This window comes from Pseudomonas sp. DW-iso3 (genome assembly GCF_058725305.1).
The window spans coordinates 222850-244122 of the sequence record NZ_JBZXDZ010000004.1; the positions used below are offsets into that span (position 1 = coordinate 222850).

7 protein-coding genes are annotated in these 21273 nt (G+C 63.4%); 4 read left to right on the plus strand and 3 right to left on the minus strand.

All coding sequences use genetic code 11. The annotated features are described in order from the left end of the window. Positions 1–164 precede the first annotated feature (164 nt). The gene (locus AC4PS7_RS13240) at positions 165–12737 is read left to right on the plus strand and encodes a filamentous hemagglutinin family protein (RefSeq protein ID WP_492179471.1); all 12573 of its coding nucleotides are present in this window, start codon (positions 165–167) and stop codon (positions 12735–12737) included. Between the two features lie 75 nt (positions 12738–12812). Here AC4PS7_RS13240 and AC4PS7_RS13245 read toward each other — a convergent pair whose 3' ends face one another. The 3 genes from AC4PS7_RS13245 to AC4PS7_RS13255 all read right to left on the minus strand — a co-directional run bounded on the left by AC4PS7_RS13245 (position 12813) and on the right by AC4PS7_RS13255 (position 17984). Beyond that, on the minus strand, positions 12813–14399 hold the full coding sequence (locus AC4PS7_RS13245) for a hypothetical protein (RefSeq protein WP_492179472.1): 1587 nt from the start codon (positions 14397–14399) through the stop codon (positions 12813–12815). Between the two features lie 67 nt (positions 14400–14466). Further along, a complete protein-coding gene (locus AC4PS7_RS13250; RefSeq protein WP_492179473.1) occupies positions 14467–16200 on the minus strand; it encodes a DUF8225 domain-containing protein in 1734 nt (577 codons plus the stop codon). Further along, positions 16197–17984 (minus strand): tyrosinase family protein, encoded by a 1788-nt coding sequence (locus tag AC4PS7_RS13255; protein ID WP_236266777.1) that lies wholly within the window; start codon positions 17982–17984, stop codon positions 16197–16199. The genes AC4PS7_RS13250 and AC4PS7_RS13255 overlap by 4 nt, the downstream gene beginning before the upstream one ends. Positions 17985–18142: 158 nt before the next feature. On the opposite strand from AC4PS7_RS13255, the gene AC4PS7_RS13260 reads away from it, so the two are divergent. The 3 genes from AC4PS7_RS13260 to AC4PS7_RS13270 all read left to right on the plus strand — a co-directional run bounded on the left by AC4PS7_RS13260 (position 18143) and on the right by AC4PS7_RS13270 (position 21269). Next, entirely contained in the window at positions 18143–18619 is a 477-nt protein-coding gene (locus AC4PS7_RS13260; RefSeq protein WP_029529171.1) for an Lrp/AsnC family transcriptional regulator, read from the plus strand. Positions 18620–19032: 413 nt separating this feature from the next. Beyond that, positions 19033–19626 carry a transposase gene (locus tag AC4PS7_RS13265; protein ID WP_021493306.1) on the plus strand — a complete coding sequence of 198 codons (594 nt, stop codon included), beginning with the start codon at positions 19033–19035 and terminating at the stop codon, positions 19624–19626. Positions 19627–19685: 59 nt separating this feature from the next. After that, positions 19686–21269, plus strand: a complete 1584-nt coding sequence (locus tag AC4PS7_RS13270) for a ShlB/FhaC/HecB family hemolysin secretion/activation protein (RefSeq protein ID WP_042571555.1) — start codon at positions 19686–19688, stop codon at positions 21267–21269. Positions 21270–21273: the final 4 nt, after the last annotated feature.

A 21273-nucleotide genomic window follows, 5' to 3' on the forward strand; every position in this document is an offset into this window, starting at 1 on the left:
CACTACCGATCAGCAACGGCCTGTGCCGTTGCTGATTTTTTTGCGTTAACAGCCCTGCATGAACTTTCCATGACAGAAGTTCAGTCCCGCGCCTTGCCAACCGCCTAACCCTCATACGTGAGGCTGTCTTGCTCCCAGGCGATAACAAAGAAGGAAGAGTCCCGATGGTCCGCTGCAAAACACCGGTTAACCTCAAAGCCCCAGTGACCGTCCTGCGCCTCAAGCCTTTGGCGCAGGCCATCGCCTTGTTGATGGTGGCCGGTAATGCCCAAGCGGCTACGGCGTTCAGTTCCGGCTGGTTTGCCGACAAGGGCGCTTCCCAGGCGAGCACGGCCGCGCGGACCGGTGCCGGTCAGGTGCCCGGAATTCCTTCGCTGAACCAGCAGGCACAGGCCAAGCAGCAGTTGGCGCGTTCCATCAGCACGTTGAACACCAGCGTCGCGGCGATTGCGGCTCAGCAGGCGGCGCAAGCGGCGGGGCGTCAGGCGGCGTTCGGTCAGGTCTCGAACATCCCCGACGGTTTGGGCAAGGGCGGCCTGCAGGTCGATAACAGCCTGACCCAGGGCTGGACCAACGCCAAGGGCCCGATCCAGAGCCAATCCGGCGGCAAGACCACGGTGACCATCGAGCAGACGGCCGACAAGGCGATCCTCAACTGGGAAACCTTCAACGTCGGGCGCAATACCACCGTCGATTTCCAGCAGCAGTCCACTTGGGCAGTGCTCAACCGCGTCAATGACCCGAATGCGCGGCCCAGCGAAATTCAAGGCCAGATCAACGGCGCCGGCACGGTGATGATCATGAACCGTAACGGTGTGGTCTTCAGCGGCACCAGCCAGGTCAACGTGCGTAACCTGGTGGCGGCGGCCGCGACCATGACTGACGACCAGTTCACCCAGCGCGGGCTGTACGTCGACACCAATGGTACTCAGCCCACGTTCACCGACGCGGCGGGCAAGGTTGAAGTACAGCGCGGCGCGCTGATCCAGACGCACACTGCCGCTACCTCCACGGACTCAGGCGGCTATGCCTTGTTGCTGGGCAGCGAGGTGGAAAACGCCGGGACTATCATCACTGCCAAGGGCCAGGCCACCCTGGCGGCCGGCGACAGCTTTTACATTCGCAAGGGCGTCGGTACGGCGGGCAACGACCGCTCCACCACCCGTGGCAACGAAGTGGCGACCAGCCTCAAGGCCGGCAGCACCGCGGGTAACGTCACCAACAGCGGCCTGATCATGGCCTCCACCGGCGACATCACCCTGACCGGCCACCAGGTGCAACAAAACGGCGTGGCCCTGGCCAGCACCTCGGTGGATACACGCGGCACGATTCACTTGCTCAACGCCGCCAGCGACACCCGCGGCAGCGTGACCCTGGGCGAAGGCAGCACCACTGCGGTCCTGCTCGACGCCAGCGGCAGCACGGCCCTCAACAGCCAGAAAGACAACGGTCTGATCAAGCTCGACGGCACGCCCGCCAACCTGATCACCGGGCAGTTCAATAACCTCAGTGCTGTGGTTGACCGTACCGATCAGTCGCGCATCGAGCTTGTCAGCGGCGGCACCGTGGACTTCCAAAAGGGCTCGATCACGTTGGCCACCGGCGGCCAGGTAGCGGTCAGTGCCGGCCAGCGCAGCCTGGTGCGCGATGGCGCGATGATCGACGTGTCGGGTGCCATCGGTGTCAAGGTGGCGATGGAGTCCAACGCCATCAAGATCAACGTGCAGGGCAATGAGCAGCGCGATGCGCCGGTCAACCGCGACGGTGGGCAACTGATCAACAATGATGTGTGGGTCGATCTGCGCGAGCTGGTGTTCGTGCCGGCCGGCACCAACGGCTACGCCACCGACCGTTGGTACACGGCCGGCGGCTTGCTGGAAGTGGGCGGCTACCTCGGCACCCAGGGCCACTCGGTGGGCGAATGGATGGCCCAGGGCGGCACCGTGACCTTTACCGGCAAGGAGGCGGTGACCCAAAAGGGCGCGCAGATCAACCTGTCGGGCGGCACCGTGGATGTGCAGGCTGGTTACATTCAGCAGACCTGGCTCAAGGGCCCGGATGGCCGCTTGTATGAGGTGTCGAAAGCGCCGGGCGACATTCTCTACTCCGGTTTCTACAAGGGCTATGAAGACACCAGCGTCCGCTGGGGCCAGACCGAGTCTTACTACAACCCGCTGATCGCTCCCCAACGCCGCTATGAAGCCGGTTACACCGTGGGCCGCGATGCCGGCAAGCTGGTCGTCGGTACCTCCAGCGCAGTACTGGAAGGCCAGGTGATCAGTGATGTGTTCCAGGGTGATCGCCAGACCCAGGCACCGACGATCAACCTCGACGGCTACCAGCAATCCCAGAAAGCCAGGGCCCAGCGTGCGCAACTGATCATTGGCCAATACATTCCGGTCTACAACAAAACCACCGGCACGCTGCGCTATGCCCTGAGCGGTACGTCCGACCAGGTGCTGATCGACAGCAACACGCAGAAAATCGCCGACGGCCTGGACCTGGGCACTGTGCTGCCGTCCGATCGCCAGGGCAAGATCCTGCTCGACAGCGATCAGCTCAATGGCGCCCGGTTGGGCGCGGTCAAAGTCGCTGCCAAGCAACAGGTGAACGTCAATGGGGCGCTCAGCGTGGCGGACGGTGGCGATATCACCTTGTTCGGGCCGGGTGTGCAGATCAATGCCAACCTCACCGCCCACGGCGGCAGTGTCAACGCCGGCAACATCCTCAGCCAGGTCGACCCGCTCAAGGCCGGCGAGGTGACGGACACGATCCTGGCCGGTGGTTCGAATGTGAACGTCGCCGCCGGCGTCAAACTGGACACCAGCGGTCGCTGGAATAACCTGGCCCTGGACCCGGCCGCCAGCGCAGGTGTGGCCTATGTGAACGGCGGCAAGGTATCCCTGCGCAGTGCCAGCAATGTGAACCTGGCCGCCGGCAGTGTCGTGGATGCGTCTTCCGGGGGCACCCTCGGCGTGGATGGCAAACTCACGGGCGGCAAGGGCGGCAATGTGACCCTAGGCGCCCTGGGTGCCCTGGCCTTGGAGGGTGACGTGCGCGGCTATGGCGTCAACGGCGGCGGCACCCTGGCGTTGCAGGCGCATAAAGTACAGATCGGCGAAAGCACCAATGCGGTGGGCAGCGACACCCTGAAACTGGCCGGTGATTTCTTCAACAAGGGCTTCTCGGCCTACGACATTACCGGCAATGAAGGGCTGATCGTCACCGACGGTACTCAGGTCGACGTCAGCCTGCCGGTCTTTCGATTAGGCGCACAGGCCTCGGGTATGCCAACCGGTAGCGATCCTGCCACCGCACTGGAACGCTGGACGCCGCCGCTGTATCAGGAAGACGCTGCCAAAGGCGTGCTGACCCAACGCCGGGGCGCCGGTGTGAGCCTCACCGCCGGCCATGTCAATTCCACCGCGGCGCAATTGGCGACCACGGCGCTCACCGTCGGCCAGGGCGCGGTGATCCATGTGGACCCCGGCCAGGCGATCAACCTGCGCAGCGTCGGCCAATTGACGATGGACGGCACGCTCAATGCCTGGGGCGGCAACGTGAGCCTGGGCGGCTTGACGACGGGCGCCTCGGAAGCGGTGAATGCCATCGGCCATGGCCGCTCGATCTGGGTCGGCGAGCAGGCGGTGATCGACGTCTCGGCACGGGCTGCGACGGCGGTGGACAACCGTGGGCGCACTTATGGCCTGGTGCGCGACGGCGGCAGCCTCAACATTGGCGGCACGTTCGACCTGAACACCGGCCTGGCCAAGGCCAGTGATTTGTTCGTGGTGGTGCGTAACGGCGCGCGCCTGGAGGCCTCCGGCACCCAAGCCCTGATAAACGTGCCGGGGCAAGGCGCTGTGCAAGCGGCCAGCAATGGCGGCAGCATCACGCTGGCGTCCAATAACGGCTTGTACCTAGAGGGCAGTTTTGTCGCCAGGGCCGGGGGCGCCGGTGCGGCGGGCGGTAGCCTCAACGTGGCGTTGGACACCCCGTATTACCAGAAGGCATCTGTCACCGATCGCGTCCTCAAGGTGCGTGAACTGGTGTTGGGGCAGGCGCATCAACCGACGGCGCTGGCTGGCACTGCTGAAGACGCTGCCGCGAGCCTGGCGTATGGGCAGGGGCGGTTGGGTGTGGATCAAGTCAGCGCGGGCGGTTTCGATAACCTGGCGCTGTTGAGCAACGGCCTGTTGAGCTTTGACGGTGACGTTACCTTGAACATGGGCCAGAGCCTGCGCCTGTACAGCCGTGGATACGGCCTCAGCGACAATGCAGCAGGCAACTCGCGCATCAACCTGTCCGCGCCGCACCTGCTGTTGGCGGGTTTCCTCGCACCTGAAGAGACGGGCAAAGACCTCTATGTGCGACCGGTGCCGGTGCTGCCGGCCCCGTCCCAGCGGGCAACCAATGCGCAATTGACGGCCACCGGCAGCCTGATCGACGTGCGCGGCAATGTCATCTTCGGTAACCGCAGCCACGTGTTTCGGGCGGACAACAGCCAGGCCAGCCTTGAGCGTCGGGGCTTCGACCAGGTCAACCTGACCAGCCAGGGCGACCTGCGCTTTCTCGCCGGTGCGGCCGAGAATGACATCATTACCGGTGTCAGCACGCAGTTGCTGACCCAGGGCGATATGACCTTGCGCGCCGCGCAACTGTACCCGGCCACTGAAGTCAGTGCCCGCGTCATCGCCGGCTACCGGGGCCAGTCGACCACCACCTCCCTTGACCTGGATTTTGATCCCTTGCGTACGCTGACCATCGGTCGCGTGGGCAGTGCCGACGCGCCTATCCCTTATTCGGCGTTCGGCCGCCTGCAACTGGGCGCGGCCACGGTGCGCCAAGGTGGCGTGGTGCGCGCGCCCCTGGGGTTGATCGATATCGGCAGCATGGGCAGCAGCGTTGTGCAACTGTTGCCAGGCAGCCTGACGTCGGTGAGTGGCAAAGGCCTGGTGCTGCCCTATGGCGGAACGCTGGACGGCCAGGTCTACAAATACAACGGCAAGACGGTGAAATTTATCGGTCAGGGGGGCGTGGTCACTCGCGAAGGTGACCTGAATGTCGGGGTCATCCTCGGTGGCAAGACGATCAGTGTGTTGCCTGACGCCACGTTAGACTTGTCCGGCGGAGGCGATTTGCTGGGTGCCGGCTTTGTTTCAGGGCGCGGTGGCTCCACGGATGCGCGCTACAACCCGTTGGTGCAGTTTGGTGCCAATGGCGGGTTCGTGCTGCCGGGGCTGTCCACCAACCCGATCTATGCGATTGTACCGGGGATCCAGCCAGGCGCCGCGCCGGTCGCGGCGGAGGGCGGGGCCGTGACGCCGTTGGTCGGCCAGCAGATCACCATCGGCGCCGGTGTGCCCGGTTTACCGGCGGGCACTTACACGCTGATGCCGTCGACCTACGCGTTGATGCCAGGTGCCTTCCGCGTCGAGATCAATGGCCTGGCCGGGCAGGGCAGCGGTACCGCGACCACCTTGATGCGCAACGGTTCGTGGGCCACTTCCGGGCACCTGTCGATTGCCCATACCGGGATCAGCAACAGCGTGGCCAGCCAATTGACCCTGACCTCGGCCGACACCCTGCGCCGCTATTCCGACTACAACGAAACCCGTTACGCCCAGTTCGCCAGGGCCGATGCGGCCAGGTTGGGCGTGCCACGGCCGATGCTGGAGGCCGATGCGAAGACCTTGAAACTGGCCCTGCGTCCGGGAGACGGCGCCGAGGCCTTCTCGTTCCAGGGCATCGGGCGCTTCGGGGCCGCATCGGGAGGGTATGGCGGCACGGTGGCAGTGATCGACCGCAGTATTCAAGGGATCGAAGTGGTCGGCGCGGGGCCGTCGGCGACAGCCGGGTTCGCCGGCATCACCTTCAACGCCGACAGCCTGAATGCACTGGGGGCTTCGCGGTTGGTGGTGGGGGGGATGACGGTTGTGGAGTACGGCCAGTCCGGGAACTTCATTTACCTGGCGAACGGGGTCAATCGCGCCGATAGCAACGTGATCTTGCGAAATGGCGCAACCCTTGCGGCGCCGGAAGTGTTCCTGGTGAGTAACACCGGCTCGATCATCGTGGAGCAGGGGGCCTCGATCAACACCCTGGGGCGCGGTAATGCCAGCTACGATGCCCGTGACGGCTATATCTACCAGGTGGCCAACACGCTGGCGGTGTCCAATGGCCTGCTCAACGTGATCAGTGCGCCCAAGGTGGGCAGTGTGATCAGCCAGGGGATCAATATCGGTGCCTGCAGCAGTGGGGTGTGCGGTGGCCAGACCGGGCTGTACTCCAACGGCAGCATCGTGGCCCTGACCGACAGCACCTTCCAGCTCGGCGAACAGGTGCGTTACGGCACCCGTCACCTGAACCTGGGCGTGAGCACCCTCAATCTGGGCAGCGCCGAAGCCCTGGCCGCAGCGGCGGCGGCGAATCGCTTGCCGGCCGGGCTGACGCTCAGCCAGGCACTGCTGGATCGATTGCTGCGCGGCGATACGCAGTTCGGCGCCCCGGCGCTGGAAACCCTGCAGCTCTCGGCTCGCGACGGATTCAACTTCTACGGTAATGCGGTACTCGACACCTATGACCCGCTCACCGGCAAATCGCTGCTGAGCAACCTGATGCTATCCACCCCGGCCCTGTACGGCGCCGGGGGGGCCAACGACGTGGCGTCGATCCACACCGCCAACCTGATCTGGCTGGGCGCGATCACGGCGCCGGGCGCGGTGGTAGCGGGTGGCGCGGGCACCGGCAGCGGGCGCCTGGACGTCAACGCCGAACGGATCGAGTTCGGTTATGGCGCCTTTGGCCAGCCGAGCAACGTGAAAAGCTTCGACCGTCTGGCCCTGGGCTTTGCCAATGTCACTCTCAACGCCAGCGAGCGCATCACGGCCAACCATAAGGGCAGCCTGTCGGTGTATCAGCGCCAGGGCGCGTATGACCCGGTCAGCGGCTTTCAGTACAGCGGCGGCAACCTGGCCATTCGTACGCCGTTGATGACCGGTGAAGCCGGCTCGGTGAGCGTGATCAAGGCGGGCGGTGCGATTGATATCGGCGCCTCCGCCGGCCCGCGTGGCACGGCCAGCGGCCAGGGTGCCGAGCTGTCGCTGCAAGGCGAGAGCATTCGGGTGGCCAGTGCGGTGGTGCTGCCCAGCGGCAAAGTCAGCCTCAGCGCCCGTGGCGATGTGATGTTGACCGACGACGCCTTGATCGACGTGGCCGGTCGCGCCATCCCCTTCAACGACGTGACCCAATACGGCTGGGGCGGCGATGTGCTGCTGGACAGCCGCAGCGGCAATATCCTGCAGGCGGCGGGGTCGACCATCGACCTGTCCGCCAAGCACAACCAGGCCGGTAAGCTGCGCGCTGTGGCAACGGACGCGGCCGGGGGCATCGTCGACCTGCAAGGCAAGATCCTCGGCAGCAGCAGCGGCCACTACCTGGCCGGCGGCACCTCAATACCGTACCTGGCCGGCACCGTGGAAATCCAGGCGCAACGCCTGGGCAGCAGCGGCGCCCTCGACCAACAGTTCGCCGACCTCAACCAGCGCCTCAACAACGGCGAAGTCTTCGGTGCGCGCAGTTTCCAGCTCAAGCAGGGTGACCTGACCATCGGCAACGGGCTCAAGGCCGGCACCATCAGTGTGTCGGTGGACAATGGCAGCCTGCGCGTCAAAGGTCTGGTGGACGCCAGCGGCGAGCGGGTCGGCAGCATCAACCTGGCGGGCAAAAATGGCCTGACCCTGGACAGCACGGCGGTACTCGACGCCCATGGCAGCAAGCTGCGGGTGGACAGCTACGGCAAGATCATCGACGCGCCGAACCGCGCCAGTGTGGTATTGGGGTCGGGCACCGGCCAACTGACCCTGGCCGATGGCGTGCGCATCGACCTGCGCCATGGCACCGACGGCGCGGCGGGCAACGATGGGCGCAATCGCGGCACCCTGGCGCTGAACGCGCCTCGGTTGTTCAACCCGGACGGCAGCAGCAATGACATCAATATCGATGCCAGCGGGCGCCTGACTGTCCAGGGCGCACGCTCGATAACCCTCAACGGCATGGCCACCTACGACGATGCGCCGGAAAAAACCGACCCGACCGCGAGCGGCAGACCGTATCAGGAGATCACCCAGGGTTACCTAGATGGCAAGCACGCCTTGAGCGAGGCGTTTATCAATGCGGCGAAGAGCAACCTGAACTTGCTGAACAACAAGCTCGCCGGGTTGAACAACGCCACTTATGCCGATGCCTTCCATCTGCGTCCTGGCGTGGAAATCGTCAGCAAGACCCCGGACGGCGATTTGGTGGTGCAGGGTGATCTGGACCTGTCCGGTTACCGCTATGCCAGCCTCAACCCCAATAGTCAGAGGGACAACTCTATTTATGGTTCCGGCGAGTCCGGCAGCCTGACCTTGCGCGCCGGCGGCGACCTGAATATCTACGGCAGCATCAACGACGGCTTCGCCAAGCCGCCGGTGTCCGAGGATGACAAAGGCTGGGTGCTGTTGCCGGGTGTCGATTTCAGTGGTGGGAATATCGTGGTGCCGGGCAACGGTGTGACCCTGGCGGACGGCACCGCCTTCCCGGCCGGAGCCACGCTTAACTACGACTTGCCGATCAAAGGCTTGACGGTGGCTGCCGGCACGCGCTTGCCGGTCGTCGCGACATTGGCCCAGGACCTGGTGCTGCCCGCCGGCAGCGTGTTGTCGGCCGATGTGCGCGATGGCGGCGGTAACCTGCTGTTCGCCGCCGGCACCTTGCTCAGCCAGGCGCAAACCCTGGTGGCGGGCACGCAACTGGGCGCCGGCATGCTGTTGACCGAGGGCACCCGCCTGCAAGCCATGACCTGGCCTAAAGGGGTGCCGTTGCCCACCGTGCACGGTGCAACGCTGGCCAATAACAGCGTATTGCTCAGCGGCAACAAGGCCTTGCCAAAAGGCGGGTTGATCCCCGCCGGCACCGATGTGAAGTTGCCCAACGGGGCGACGTCGGTGCAATTGCGCGTCGGCGTTTCCGGCGCCGCCGGCCAGGTATGGGCGATCTCGCCGATGCTGGCTGAAGGTACTCAATCGTGGTCGTTGCGTCTGGTGGCAGGCGCCGACACCGAGGCGGCTGACAGCCGTATCCTGCAAGCCCATCCGCGCAGTGGTGAGATCCACTTGGCGGATAACCACTACGGCATGTTCGCCAAGGAAATGCCGGCCAAAGGTGTGCAGACCTGGACCGCCCAGGCAGTGATTGATATGGGATTTGCCGGGGTGGTCGTCAAGGAGGGCGACCCGATTGACCAGGCAGTACTCGACGGCTTCGGGTTGGGTTCAATCGAGGACTTCTGTGCCGCAACGCCGGAGTACTGCAAGCCCAAGGTGACGTATGTGTTTACTCAATATGCCGCGGATGATTTGGCCAATAATGGGATCAACGTCGTCGTCGGCACCGAAATGACCGATGCGTTTTTCCAGAGTATCGGTTACCCCTCGGTTGAGGAGGTGTGTGCCACTGCTCCGGACTATTGCCTGCTGAAGGCAGACAAGGAATACGCCGCCGTACCCTCAAGCACGCGATTCAGCGTCATCCGCACCGGCACAGGTGACCTTGAGCTGTTGAGTGCGGGAAGCCTGAGCATGGATTCGTTGTATGGCGTCTACACGGCCGGCACCTCGTCGACCGGCACCTTTGCCGGCGACCCTTACAACCAGCCCAAGGCGAAGCCGGCAGGCGCTGACCCTGCGGCCAAAACCGTGCTGAATGACACCGGCAGTTTCTTTGAAAAGTTCGTCAATGGTTCGCCCACCAGCATCTACCGTGCCTGGTATCCGGAGGCCGGGGGCAACCTGACGCTGACTGTCGGCGGCGACCTGACCGGCAACATCACCAGCGTCACCGGTTTGAACCCTGCGCGACCCAACCCACGGGATGCCGGCGTGGACTCGGCGGCCGTCGGCAACTGGTTGTGGCGCCAGGGCAGCAGCGACGTGGCGACAGGCGGGCAAGCCCAGCCGACGGCGTGGTGGATCAATTTCGGCAGTTACACCGCGACGACGGCGGCGGACAAACTGCTCGGCTTTACCGGCTTCGGTGCCCTCGGCGGCGGGAACGTGGATGTCGATGTCAGCGGCAACGCCGGCGTATTGAACACGCTGGGCTACAGCACCCACCATGTCGAGGCGAACCCGCATAGCCAGGGCCTGGTGCTGGCCGTGGGCAGTACGGGCCGTGTCGCCAGCGATGGCAGCCTGCAGTTGACCGGTGGCGGCGATCTGCGTGTGCGCATCGGTGGGGCACTGAACCCGGCCAGCGTCGCCGATAGCGGTGACCATCGCGATGGTGTACTGGTCAACCTGCGGGGTGACGTGCAGTTGCGCAGTGCCACCGTTGGCAGCGTCGACGTGATGTATGGCAGTGTCGCCGGCGTCCAGAGCCCCGGCGAAACCCGTGCATACGATCCACTGGTCGCGACCCGTGGGGTGGCTCGCGGCGGGATGACCCTGGTGCCAGGTGACGCCACATTCAACCTGCAGACCCTGGGTGACCTGGTGGTGCAGAACGTCGAAGACCCGGGGCGAGTCGTGCTTTCCCATCTGTCCCCCTTCGCTCAAGGGGCTGAACAGGGCACCGGTACCAGTTGGTTCACACTGTGGACCAAGGGCACGTCGATCGACCTGTTTTCCTTGGGCGGCAACCTGACGCCCTTCAGCCGATCCGACGCGACGGCCGACTTGGCGGTGGTCTATCCGTCGATCGTCAGGGCTACGGCCGCCAGCGGCAGTCTGTATTACGGTAAAGCGGCCCAGGCGCAGGCCAACGGCGACAACAACTACACCTACCCACTGCTATTGGCGCCCGGCGAGAACGGCCAGCTGCAGTTCATGGCCCAGGACTCGATCTACGCCGGCGGCATGACCGTCAGCCAATCCGGGACGGCGCAGAGCACCACGGCGACCCCTTGGCATCCGGCGTATCAGGGCCGCATCGGTAACGCGGTGAAGGCCAGCAACCTGTCGGTCAACGGCAACTCGGGTAGCCAGCCGTTATTTGTGTTCGGGCCGGGTACGGCTGCGCTGTCACCCGGTGGCAGTGCTGAACCTGCGCGTTTCTACGCGATTGACGGCGATCTGGTTGGGGTCAGCAGTGGCCGAGTGATTGCGTTCGGTACAACGGTGGGCAGCTTGCACGAAGGCCAGACCTGGTATGAGGGCAATGGATCGGTATGGATGATGGCTGGACGGGATATTGTCAGCAGCGGTCGGCGCTTCGGTCAGGACTCGCTTGCTGTTGCAGGCATGCGCACCCAGGATAACCTGATCATTCACGACAACCCTAACGACATCTCCGTGGTGTCCGCCGGACGCGACATTCTCTACAGCAACTTCCAGGTCGCTGGCCCCGGCCTGCTGGAGCTGTCGGCGGGACGCAATATCCTCCTGAGCGGTTCCGGGGCGTTGGGTGAGTCCAGCGTGACCAGCCTTGGGCCCCTATTGGCCGGGGACAACCGTCCTGGGGCGAGTATCGTCATGCAAGCAGGTGTCGGCCCCCATGGACCGGATTACCTGCGCTTCGTCGAGGCGTACCTGAACCCCGTCAACCTGGCGCAACCTGGCGAGTCGATTCAAGGCAATAAGGTCGCCAAGACGTACGAAAACGAACTGGTCACCTGGCTCGCCGAGCGCTTCGGTTTTGTCGGCGATACCGCACAGGCACGCGCCTACTACGCGGCACTGCCCGCCGAGCAGCAACGGGTGTTCGCCCGCGACCTGTACTTCGCCGAACTCAAGGCCGCGGGGCGTGAGTACAACACTGACGGCAGCGTGCGCCAGGGCAGTTACCTGCGTGGTCGTGCCGCCATTGCCGCGCTGTTCCCGGACAAGGACGTGGCCGGCAACCCGATTGCCTACACAGGCGACATCACACTGTTCGGCGGCTCGGGTGTGCACACCAACTTCGGGGGTTCGATCCAGATGCTCACCCCAGGCGGCAGCCAGACCTTCGGCATCGAGGGCGAAGCGCCGCCGTCGACGGCGGGGGTGATTACCCAAGGCGCCGGCGATATCCAGCTCTATTCCATGGGGAGCATCCTGCTCGGCCAGAGCCGCATCATGACCACCTTCGGGGGTTCGATCATGGGTTGGACCAGCGAGGGCGACATCAACGCCGGTCGAGGCTCCAAGACCACCGTGGTGTACACACCGCCCAAGCGTGTCTATGACAACTGGGGCAATGTGGCCCTGTCGCCGTCCGTGCCGAGCACCGGTGCGGGGATCGCCACGCTCAACCCGATTCCGGAAGTGCCGGCGGGGGACATCGACCTGATCGCGCCGTTGGGCACCATCGACGCGGGCGAAGCGGGCATTCGTGTGTCGGGTAACGTCAACATCGCCGCCTTGCGTGTCGTGAACGCGGCGAATATCCAGAGCCAGGGCAAGTCGTCCGGGGTGCCGGTGTCTGCTGCGGTCAACACCAACGCCATGACGTCGGCCAGCGCGGCGGGGGCGGCGGCGTCCCAGGCGGCGGAAGACGCGGCGCGCAGCCAGCAGGCGGCGGCCAAGCAGGGCCGGCCGTCGATCATGACGGTTGAGGTGTTGAGCCTGGGCAACGAACCATTGCCGCAGGAGCCTGCACCGGCGCAGAAAACTTCCGGCTACAACCCTGACAGCCCGGTGCAGGTACTGGGCGCGGGGCCGCTGAGTGAACAGGCGCGGGCACGGCTGACGGAGGAGGAGCGCAAGCAGATCAGTTTGTAAGGCGTTTGAAGACCGTGTGGGAGCGAGCCAGTCGCGCCGCCGCTCCCACATTTTCGCCCTGTGTTGGGCTTGCGATTACGGGCTGTCCTTGAGGGTCTTGAACGCGTCGATGCGTTTGATCAGGCGCGCGTTCTTCGCCGAATCGGCATTACCAAACAGGAAGGAGAAGTCCGACGTCAGTTGGGAGGTGCCGGCAATCGCCGCGTACTGGTGGCAGTCGTTGCAGTTCTTGTTTTGCACGTAGGTTTCGAGGGTGGTGTTGGCGACGACGACACTCTGGTCGCTGACAAACGGTCCATAGGACAGCGGCACCTTCACGTTGGGCCCAGGGCCCGGATCGTTGGGCGCGTTAGGCGTTTTGGACCACAGCACATTCACCAGTTTGTAGTACTGGAACACCGATTGGCCCTGGGTCTTCTGGGCGAAGGTCTGCTGCACAGCGGTGTTCAGCATCTGCAGGTCCTGGGGCGTGGCATTGACCCGCGTGGCCTGCACCGGCTGATCAAGGGGCGTGCAGTCGGGCGGCGTGTGGGTGGCATCGCATTGCACCCGTGCGACGTTGGGCGTGCAGGCATCACCGGTGCAGGTCGGGTTGTTGAAACTGTAGCCCTCGGGCGCAGCCGTGCCGTTGTCCGGCACGTTGTCGACCTGCTCGAAGGTGGTCCAGATGAAGTTCGGCTGAGTCTGGGTCTTGTTGATGATGTGCAAGCCCACCAGCCCCACCACTTCCTGGGTGCACTGCAGCGTGTCGGGGCGCTGCAGCCAGGCGACGGTGGTCAGGTAACGCCCGTACAGCTGGGGTTTGTTGGTGAGTACGCGCCAGGCCGCCTTGAGTTCCAGGGCGCCGAGTTCTTCCTGGGGCAGTGCTTTGGCCGGCAGCTCGCGCACCAGTTTGCCGGCGGGCAATGACAGGCCGGCGGGGTGCCGGTTGTCGCTGTTCTGCGCCACGATCAGTTGGTTGGCGGCGTCGTACAGCCCGTTATCGACGATGTAATCGAACTCGGCCTTGCCGACCTTGCGCTCGAAAAACACCAGGTTGCCCGACTGGTCCGTAAGCCAGCCACCGGAAGCCTCCATGATTGAGTCCGGCAAGGTCACCTGGGTGCCGCTGGACAAATGGAAACGGTGCTTGCGGTTGATCGCGCTTTCAGACGTGGCCGCCATGAATTTACGCGCGCCCGTGGCAAACGCCTTGAGGTTGCCGGTGGCGGTGCAATTGGACGGCACCAGGGTTTCCACGCCCCAACCCGAGGGTTTGGGGGCGCCGGGCAGGAAGATCTCGCTAGCATCCTTGTAGCTGGCCCACACCGGGGCATTGCCCATGGGCTGGCCGGACGTTGGCGGTACGCCGAACTGGGCCGCGGTGCTTTGCGTGTCCGGCTCACCGGCCAGGCTCGGGTCGGCTGGCCAGCCGGGATTGACCGGCCAGTTCATGGCGATGAACAACTGCCAGCCGAAACAATTGAGAAAGTCCTGCTCGGTGCCAAAGTTGTTCACCGGCAGGAAGCCGCCGCTGGTGGGATCGAACACCAGTTGACTGACGCAGCTCTGGGCGTCCGAGGCCGCAATGGCCGGTGCGGGGGCGAGGGGGAGAAGGGCGCAGGGTATCCAGCACAACACACTCAAGCGTGCCCGACGCAGCGGGCGAAGCCATTTGTTCATGGTCGCATTCCTTGCTCAAGACTCAAGAAACGGCCGCCCATGCCAGGCAGGGGCGGCCGGCAGGCACTCAGACGCCAGGCACCAGCGCCAGGCCGCTTTCCCACGGGTGCTGGGTGGCGCTGGGGTTGGCGGCTTCGCTGGGGTTAAGCGCGCGCACGCTGATCAGCCCCGGCACCGCGTTGCTGCTGACGGTGACGGTCATGATGTAGCCCTGGGTGCCGCCGCTGTCGGTCTGCCCTGGAATCGCCGAGGCATCCGGCAGGAATTCCGTGACCTGGGCAGTGATCCCTGGATTGGAAAACTGCACCCGCGCATCCGCCGCAGTGGTGTTCGGATCGGCCCCTTGCACCACGAGCACGAACTGGCCTGAGCTGCCGGGGGCAAAGCTGGCCGGCAAGTCGCTGGGGGACTGTCCGTAGAACAGGTCAATCGGCAGCAACTGCACCGGCCAGGGTTGCGCATCGGTGGTGTTCGCCGCTACGCAATCGCATTCCTCGGGCGTGGCGGTGAGCGGTGCCGGGGTGACGCTGAGGGCCACACTCAGCTCGTTGGCGATCACCCACACGTAATCAATCGGCGTGCCGTTGATGGTGATTTCGTTGATCGAGAACCCCGCGCTTTGGGGCACCTCGAAGACGGCCTGCAGGATCTGGTCGGACTTGTTCGGCCCGGTGCCAGCAGTGCCTCGGGTGACATGCCAGTAGCTGCTGACATCCTGGCCTTGAGGGCCTTTCCAGGTGCTGAAGGATTTCGGTTGTTGCAGGTACAGGCCGATGGGGTTGGTCAGTGAAATCAGGGCTTTGACGGCCTCCTGGTTAGCGGAGAAACCGATATGCGGATCGGAGTTGCGGTAGTTCTGCCCGTATTGGGCGCAGCAGATCAGGCTCTGTTGGTTGGCGCTGCTCTTGATCGGCCGCAGGATGGTGGCCGCGGCCGCGAGGTAGATCTCGGCACTCAAGGTATTGGGGCCGGAGGTCAGGTGCATCGCGCCGCCCGACACGCCCGGTATACGCACAGTGCCGCTGTTCCATTTGTTCACGGTGTCGTAGGCCGGCTGGCCGGTGGTCGGGTCAAGCACTGGCTCGCCGGCCTTGCCGGTCGGGCCGTTGGCGGTGTAGCGCAGGTACAGGTCTTCGATCTTCACTTGCGGGTCGACGTACGCTTTGTACAGCCCGAGCACGGCCTGCGGATCGATGTTCCACATGGTCAGGAAATAGGCCGGGTTCTCGCTGGTGAACATGATGCTGCGCATGTTGCCGTCGGGGTCGCGGGTGATCGACCACTCGCAATATTCATCCAGCCAGCCCCGTGGGCCCGAGGGTGAAAAGTCAGCGTAGGGGCCGTTCCAGTTGATGGACTTGCACAGCACGCTGGGGATCTGCAGCTGGGTCGCTTTCGGGTCCGGGTACAGCGAATACAGGGTGTTGTTGAGCGTGATCTGACCGTGGTCGGTCAACTGCATCACCTGGTCAAGGGTCATGGCCTTGCCGCCCAATTGTGGGACCACGGCGGCGCCGTCGTTGTAGAAAAACGTCCACAGCCGGTTGGGGAAGGGCTGCCAGGTGATGGTCACTGGCGTCTGCGTGCCGTATCCGCTGTCCAGCGGGTTGTAATAGCCCGAACGCGGTGCGTCATTGAAGTTGGACCAGGGGTTGCCGATCACCGACATCTGGGTCCAGCCGGTGACGTTGTTGTTCCAGTCGGTTTCGAAGGTCGGCAGCTGGTTTTCCAGGCCCAGCTTGTTGTAGTCCTTGGGGGCTTGCTCGGCAGGCGAGGTGAATTGGGTGAAGGGCGTGCTCATGTTGGTTCTCCAGCATTGGTGTTGGTGGAGCAGCAACCGGCGTCCGGAGCGGGGCCGGCGGAGGTTTGGCGTGGGTCGTCCCACACCAGTTGGGCGATAAAGCCAGGCAGGGGCGCGTATGCATCGGGCGTCAACACCTGGCCAGTATCGGGATGGGTCACGATCAGCGATAACTGCGCCGCATCGGTCGGTTTGAGGTTCAGCGCCTGGGCGTTGCGCGCGGCATTCAGTGCGCGGGAGACGCCTTGGGTGATGCAGCGGCCCTTGTCATCCACCAGGCCCATGCCGATGCGGCTGAAGCGTCCGACGTAATGCGGGTTGTTGGCATTCGCGTGTTGCGCCGTGGCACCGGGCTGATTGAGGAAGACGTCGACCAGATAGGTGTCGTGGGTGCAGCGCACGTGGTCGAACACCACCCAGGGGCCGGTGGCTACGGACTGTTTCTGATGGCAGCACGCAGCCTTGGCCGCGCCGAACTGTGGAGCCACTGGGATGCCGTAGTCGTAGCCGATGTGCCGGCTGTCCTGGGCCATGTCGCCGAGGCTGGTGTAGCGCCAGGCATCGGCGCTGGTGAAGGTCACCTCATCGGCCTGGTGCCCGGCGAAGGGTTGCAGCAGGCATTGGGTGGTGTACTGCGCCGCCGGATTGGCGCGGATCCAGACTTCCAACATGCGGTCGATATTGGCGTGATAGGAGCAGAACACCGGGTCGAACGCGGTGTAGGCGTTGTCGGCCATGTCACCGCCGATCCAGCCGTGATAGTTATCGTGGGGCTGCTCGTAGAGCCCGTCGAAATTCAGTGTGCGGTTGGGGTACAGGTTGTTCGGTTGCGGCGGGTCGAAAAAGGTGATGTTGGCCCAGGGATAACCCGGTACTCCTTGGGGCTGGCTGAACGTGGTGAACGCGAGCGCATCGACCACCTGCTGCTGGAAGATCCGGCTCATGCCATACAACTGGGTCCGCTCGAAACGAAAGGCCTCGCCTTGGGTATAGAACAGCGGGTTGCGCTGCACATACCGGCAGTCGACGCCTTCGACCGGCGTGCTGGCGCAGACCTTGGAGCAGCCGTCCTTGGCCGCCGCATAACGCAACGGGTTGCGTCGTACTTCGCCGGTCTGCGGGTGCACATAGGTTTCATCGAGAAACGCTTGGGGCAGGCCGGCCTGAGGGCTGCCGTCAACGCTGGCATCTACGGCCATCCAGTCCCAGTAAGGAATCGCGCAGTCGATCAACGCTTCCAGGTACAGCAGATAGGCGCGATGCCACAGGGCGAAGGCTTCCTGGTAATGCAGGCACCAGTTGGTATGGATATAGGCGTAACGCTGCCAGGGCGAGCCGCTGTCAGGGTCGCCGATGTGCATCACGTCATCCAGTTTGGCACGGTAAAGGTTCAGCGCCTCGGCGCTCAGCGAACGGATGTCCTGGCGCACGCGTTTGACCGGGTACGGCAGCGCCGGTGGCGGGATGCGCTCGGCCAGGTCGAATGGCGAGATGCTGTCCAGCCGCCAACCCTGGTTGACCCACAGGCGGAAGGTTTCCAGCGCGTCGATCGGCCAGAATTGTTGCGGGTCGGTGGTCAGCGGCATATTGCGCGAAGCGAGGTGCTGGTAGATGGTTTCCGACCAGGTCTTGACCGACGCCGGGTCTTCCAGGAACACATCGTAGGCATTCATGCAGCCTATCCAAGTGGCCGCGACGGCGGCGCGCTGGCTGGCGGGTATCCAGTAGGGCGCGCTGAAAAGTCCTTGGATATCAGCGGTCCATGTCGGTTTCGCGACTATCATAAGATCCCTCTCATGCCGCCATGAGGCCAGGTGTTGGCCGGGCTGCTAAGCTGAATCGATGTTAACTAGCCACTGCGCAGGATTTGTGCAAATTGGCCCGTCATTACGACGGATTCATTGCAATTTTCAAGGACGATTTGGAACCGATGACAGACGCCATGGATTTGAAGATTCTGGGCAAGTTGCAAAAGGATTGCGACCAGAGCCTGGAATTGTTGAGCGACAGTGTGGGGCTGTCATCCACCAGTTGTTACCGGCGGATCCGCCGCATGGAAAGCGTGGGGATTATCAAGGCGAAAGTGGCGGTACTGGATGAGCGCAAGCTGGGGATCCAGGTGACCGCTTTTTTTCTGATCAAGCTGGATCGGGACAGCAATGATATTGATCGCAGGATGCAGCACATACTCTTGAGTCATCCGGAGATTCAGGATTGTTATTTGATGACCGGGGAGTTTGATTTTGTGATGGTGGCGAAGTTTCGGGATGCTGCGGAGTACACCGAGTATATCTATCGGTTTTTGGAGACTTATCGGGATATTCCGATTCGGACTTATTCCTCGACGTTGGTGGTGCGGACGGTTAAGAAGTCTTATGAATTGCCGTTGCAGGGGGTTGGGTTTTGTTCTGGGGGGTGAGTACATATCCGTTATTTAGGTAACGGCGGGTATGGGGTCCGCCCTTACGGCGGCTCACCCGGCGTCCTGCCGGGGCGCCCCAGATCAAAAGCAAAAGCGCGGCGGCTTTAGTGCCTCGGTTCAGGTCTGGCGTACTCGTAAAAATGTGGGCGCTGGTTTGCCTGCGATGGCATCACCTGGGTGTGCCCGATGTACCGATTCGCCTGCATCGTCGGCAAGCCAGCGCCTACACGTAACTGCCTTTGATCCAACCACCAAGAATTGCCCCCCACCCAATCCAAAATGAAGCTTTCATGACAAAAGTTCGGTAGCCCATGGCCACTCCCGTCTCCTCTGTGTAACGCGCTTGAGCCCACCAGAAAGGTGGGCTTTTCAGCCGCAAGCAGGATGCCAGGAGTGGGGCAATGGGAACTATGGAACGTTACTCGAAAGTCGGCATGCAGGAGCTCGATCAGCGCCTGTCAAAGATCGTCGAAGCCGCGCGCAAGAAGCCGGTGTCGGTCTATCGCTATGGCGCCCCCTGGGTCTGGATCGTCTCTCAGGACGATTGGCAGGGCACCCGCAAGGAAGTCTCCAGCTACATCCCGGCCAGCCATTCCCTGGTGTTGCTGCGCCCACAGATCGATGAAGTGCTCGACCAGCACCGTGACTGGCTCAACGCCGAACCCGCGATGTCGATCGCCCCACAGACCATCCTGCAGATCCTCCTGCTGCAACTGTTGTACTCGGTGCCCAGCGAGCAGCAATTGCATGAACAGCTGAACTACAACCTACTGTTCCGCTGGTTCGTCGGCCTGGACCTCAACCAGAAGGTCTGGAGCATTCATGCCCTGACCCGCGACATCGCCACGCTGCTGAACAACCCGCGTGCGGTGCAACTTATCCAGAAAATCATCGGTGACGTGTTTTGTGGCGCCTTGCTGCACATGCCGGAGTTCTCGTTGAACTTCGCCCTGCTGCACACCTGGCTGGCACGCCACGGCAGCACCTCGATCACCAGCAATTGAGCAGGCCGCACGCCGGACATCCGGCGATGGCGCAAAAAATCAGACAGTCAGGGGGCGGTGTGGAGCATCTGTTCAAATTAACGTTGGCGCTGTGTTGCGTGACGCTGGGGAGCCTGGCGCAACCGGTGTCGGCCGAGGAAGACGAGGGCGCGCGCAAGGTCGACGTCAACGAGTACTTCGTGCGTGGCAATACGGTCCTGGATGCGGCGACGATCGAGGAAGCGGTGTATCCGTTCCTGGGGCCGCAGAAGACCTTGGGCGATATCGAAGGCGCCCGCGATGCGTTGCAGAAGATCTACCAGTCGCGTGGCTACCAGTCGGTGTTTGTCGAGTTGCCGGAGCAGAAGGTCGATGACGGTATTGTCTACCTGCAGGTGAGCGAGACCAAAGTCGGCCGGGTGCGCGTGGTGGGTGCCAAGCATTATTCGCCGGTGGAAATCCGCGAGCAGGTGCCGGCTCTGGAGGAGGGCGCGGTGCCGGACTTCGCCACGGTACAGACACAGTTGGCGGGCCTCAATCGTGGCGCTGGGCGCCAGGTCACGCCGCTGGTACGCGAGGGGCAACGCCCCGGCACCATGGACGTGGATTTGCAGGTGGAAGACCAGAACCCCTGGCACGCCAGCCTCGGCCTGAACAACGACTACAGCGCCGACACCGAGAAGCTGCGCTCGGTAGCGACCCTTGGGTATGACAACCTCTGGCAATTGGGCCACAGCATTGCCTTGACCTACTTCACCGCGCCCCAGGACACCGAAAATGCCAAGGTGTGGTCGGGCTCCTACAGCGCACCGCTCAACGAGCGCTGGACCTTGCAGTTCTCCGGTTACCAGTCCGATAGCAACATTGCCACCATCGGTGGCAGCAACGTGCTGGGCAAAGGGCATTCATACGGTGTGTCAGCCATCTACAACCTGCCTGCGGCGGGTAACTGGGCCAACTCATTCTCGTTAGGCGTGGACTTCAAAGACTTCGACGAACAGATGAAATTCGGCGCCAGCAGCGACCAGGTGCCGCTCAAATACGCGCCGTTCACCTTGGGTTACAACGGCTTTCGCTACACCGAGCAATCGCAATTGGGCTTGGGCCTGAACCTGGTGGTGGGCACCCGCGCGTTCTTTGGCTATGGCAGCGATGCCGAAGCGTTCGAGTACAAGCGCTACAAGGCCAGTGCCAGTTTTGCCGTGCTCAAAGGTGACCTGAATTACACCTACACCTTCGCCAACGATTGGCAGTCGGCGACCAAGGGCGGCTTCCAACTCGCCTCCGGCCCGCTGGTCTCCAACGAGCAGTACTCCGCCGGTGGCGCCACCTCGGTGCGCGGTTACCTGGCGGCCGAACGCACCGGGGACGAAGGGTATTTGCTCTCCCAGGAGTTACGCACGCCGTCCCTGGCCAAGCTCCTCGGCAGCTATGTGCAGGAGTGGCGCTTCTACGCGTTCGCTGAAGGTGCGCGCATGCGCCTGCACGACCCGCTGCCCGAGCAAGAAGACGAATACAGCCTGGCCAGTGTCGGCCTGGGCACCCGCGCCAGTTTGAGCAAATGGTTGTCCGGCAGCCTGGATTGGGGCTACCCGCTGCTCGATGGACCGAACACCCAGAAACAGGACTCGCGACTGCACTTCAGTGTGCAGGCGACTTTCTGACTTT

What these genes read in the sequence shown, in the direction of transcription:
- AC4PS7_RS13240 (WP_492179471.1), top strand. Translation starts at nt 165, where the DNA reads ATGGTCCGCTGCAAAACACCGGTTAACCTCAAAGCCCCAGTGACCGTC.
- AC4PS7_RS13250 (WP_492179473.1), bottom strand. Translation starts at nt 16,200, where the DNA reads ATGAGCACGCCCTTCACCCAATTCACCTCGCCTGCCGAGCAAGCCCCC.
- AC4PS7_RS13265 (WP_021493306.1), top strand. Translation starts at nt 19,033, where the DNA reads ATGGAACGTTACTCGAAAGTCGGCATGCAGGAGCTCGATCAGCGCCTG.
- AC4PS7_RS13260 (WP_029529171.1), top strand. Translation starts at nt 18,143, where the DNA reads ATGGATTTGAAGATTCTGGGCAAGTTGCAAAAGGATTGCGACCAGAGC.
- AC4PS7_RS13255 (WP_236266777.1), bottom strand. Translation starts at nt 17,984, where the DNA reads ATGATAGTCGCGAAACCGACATGGACCGCTGATATCCAAGGACTTTTC.
- AC4PS7_RS13245 (WP_492179472.1), bottom strand. Translation starts at nt 14,399, where the DNA reads ATGAACAAATGGCTTCGCCCGCTGCGTCGGGCACGCTTGAGTGTGTTG.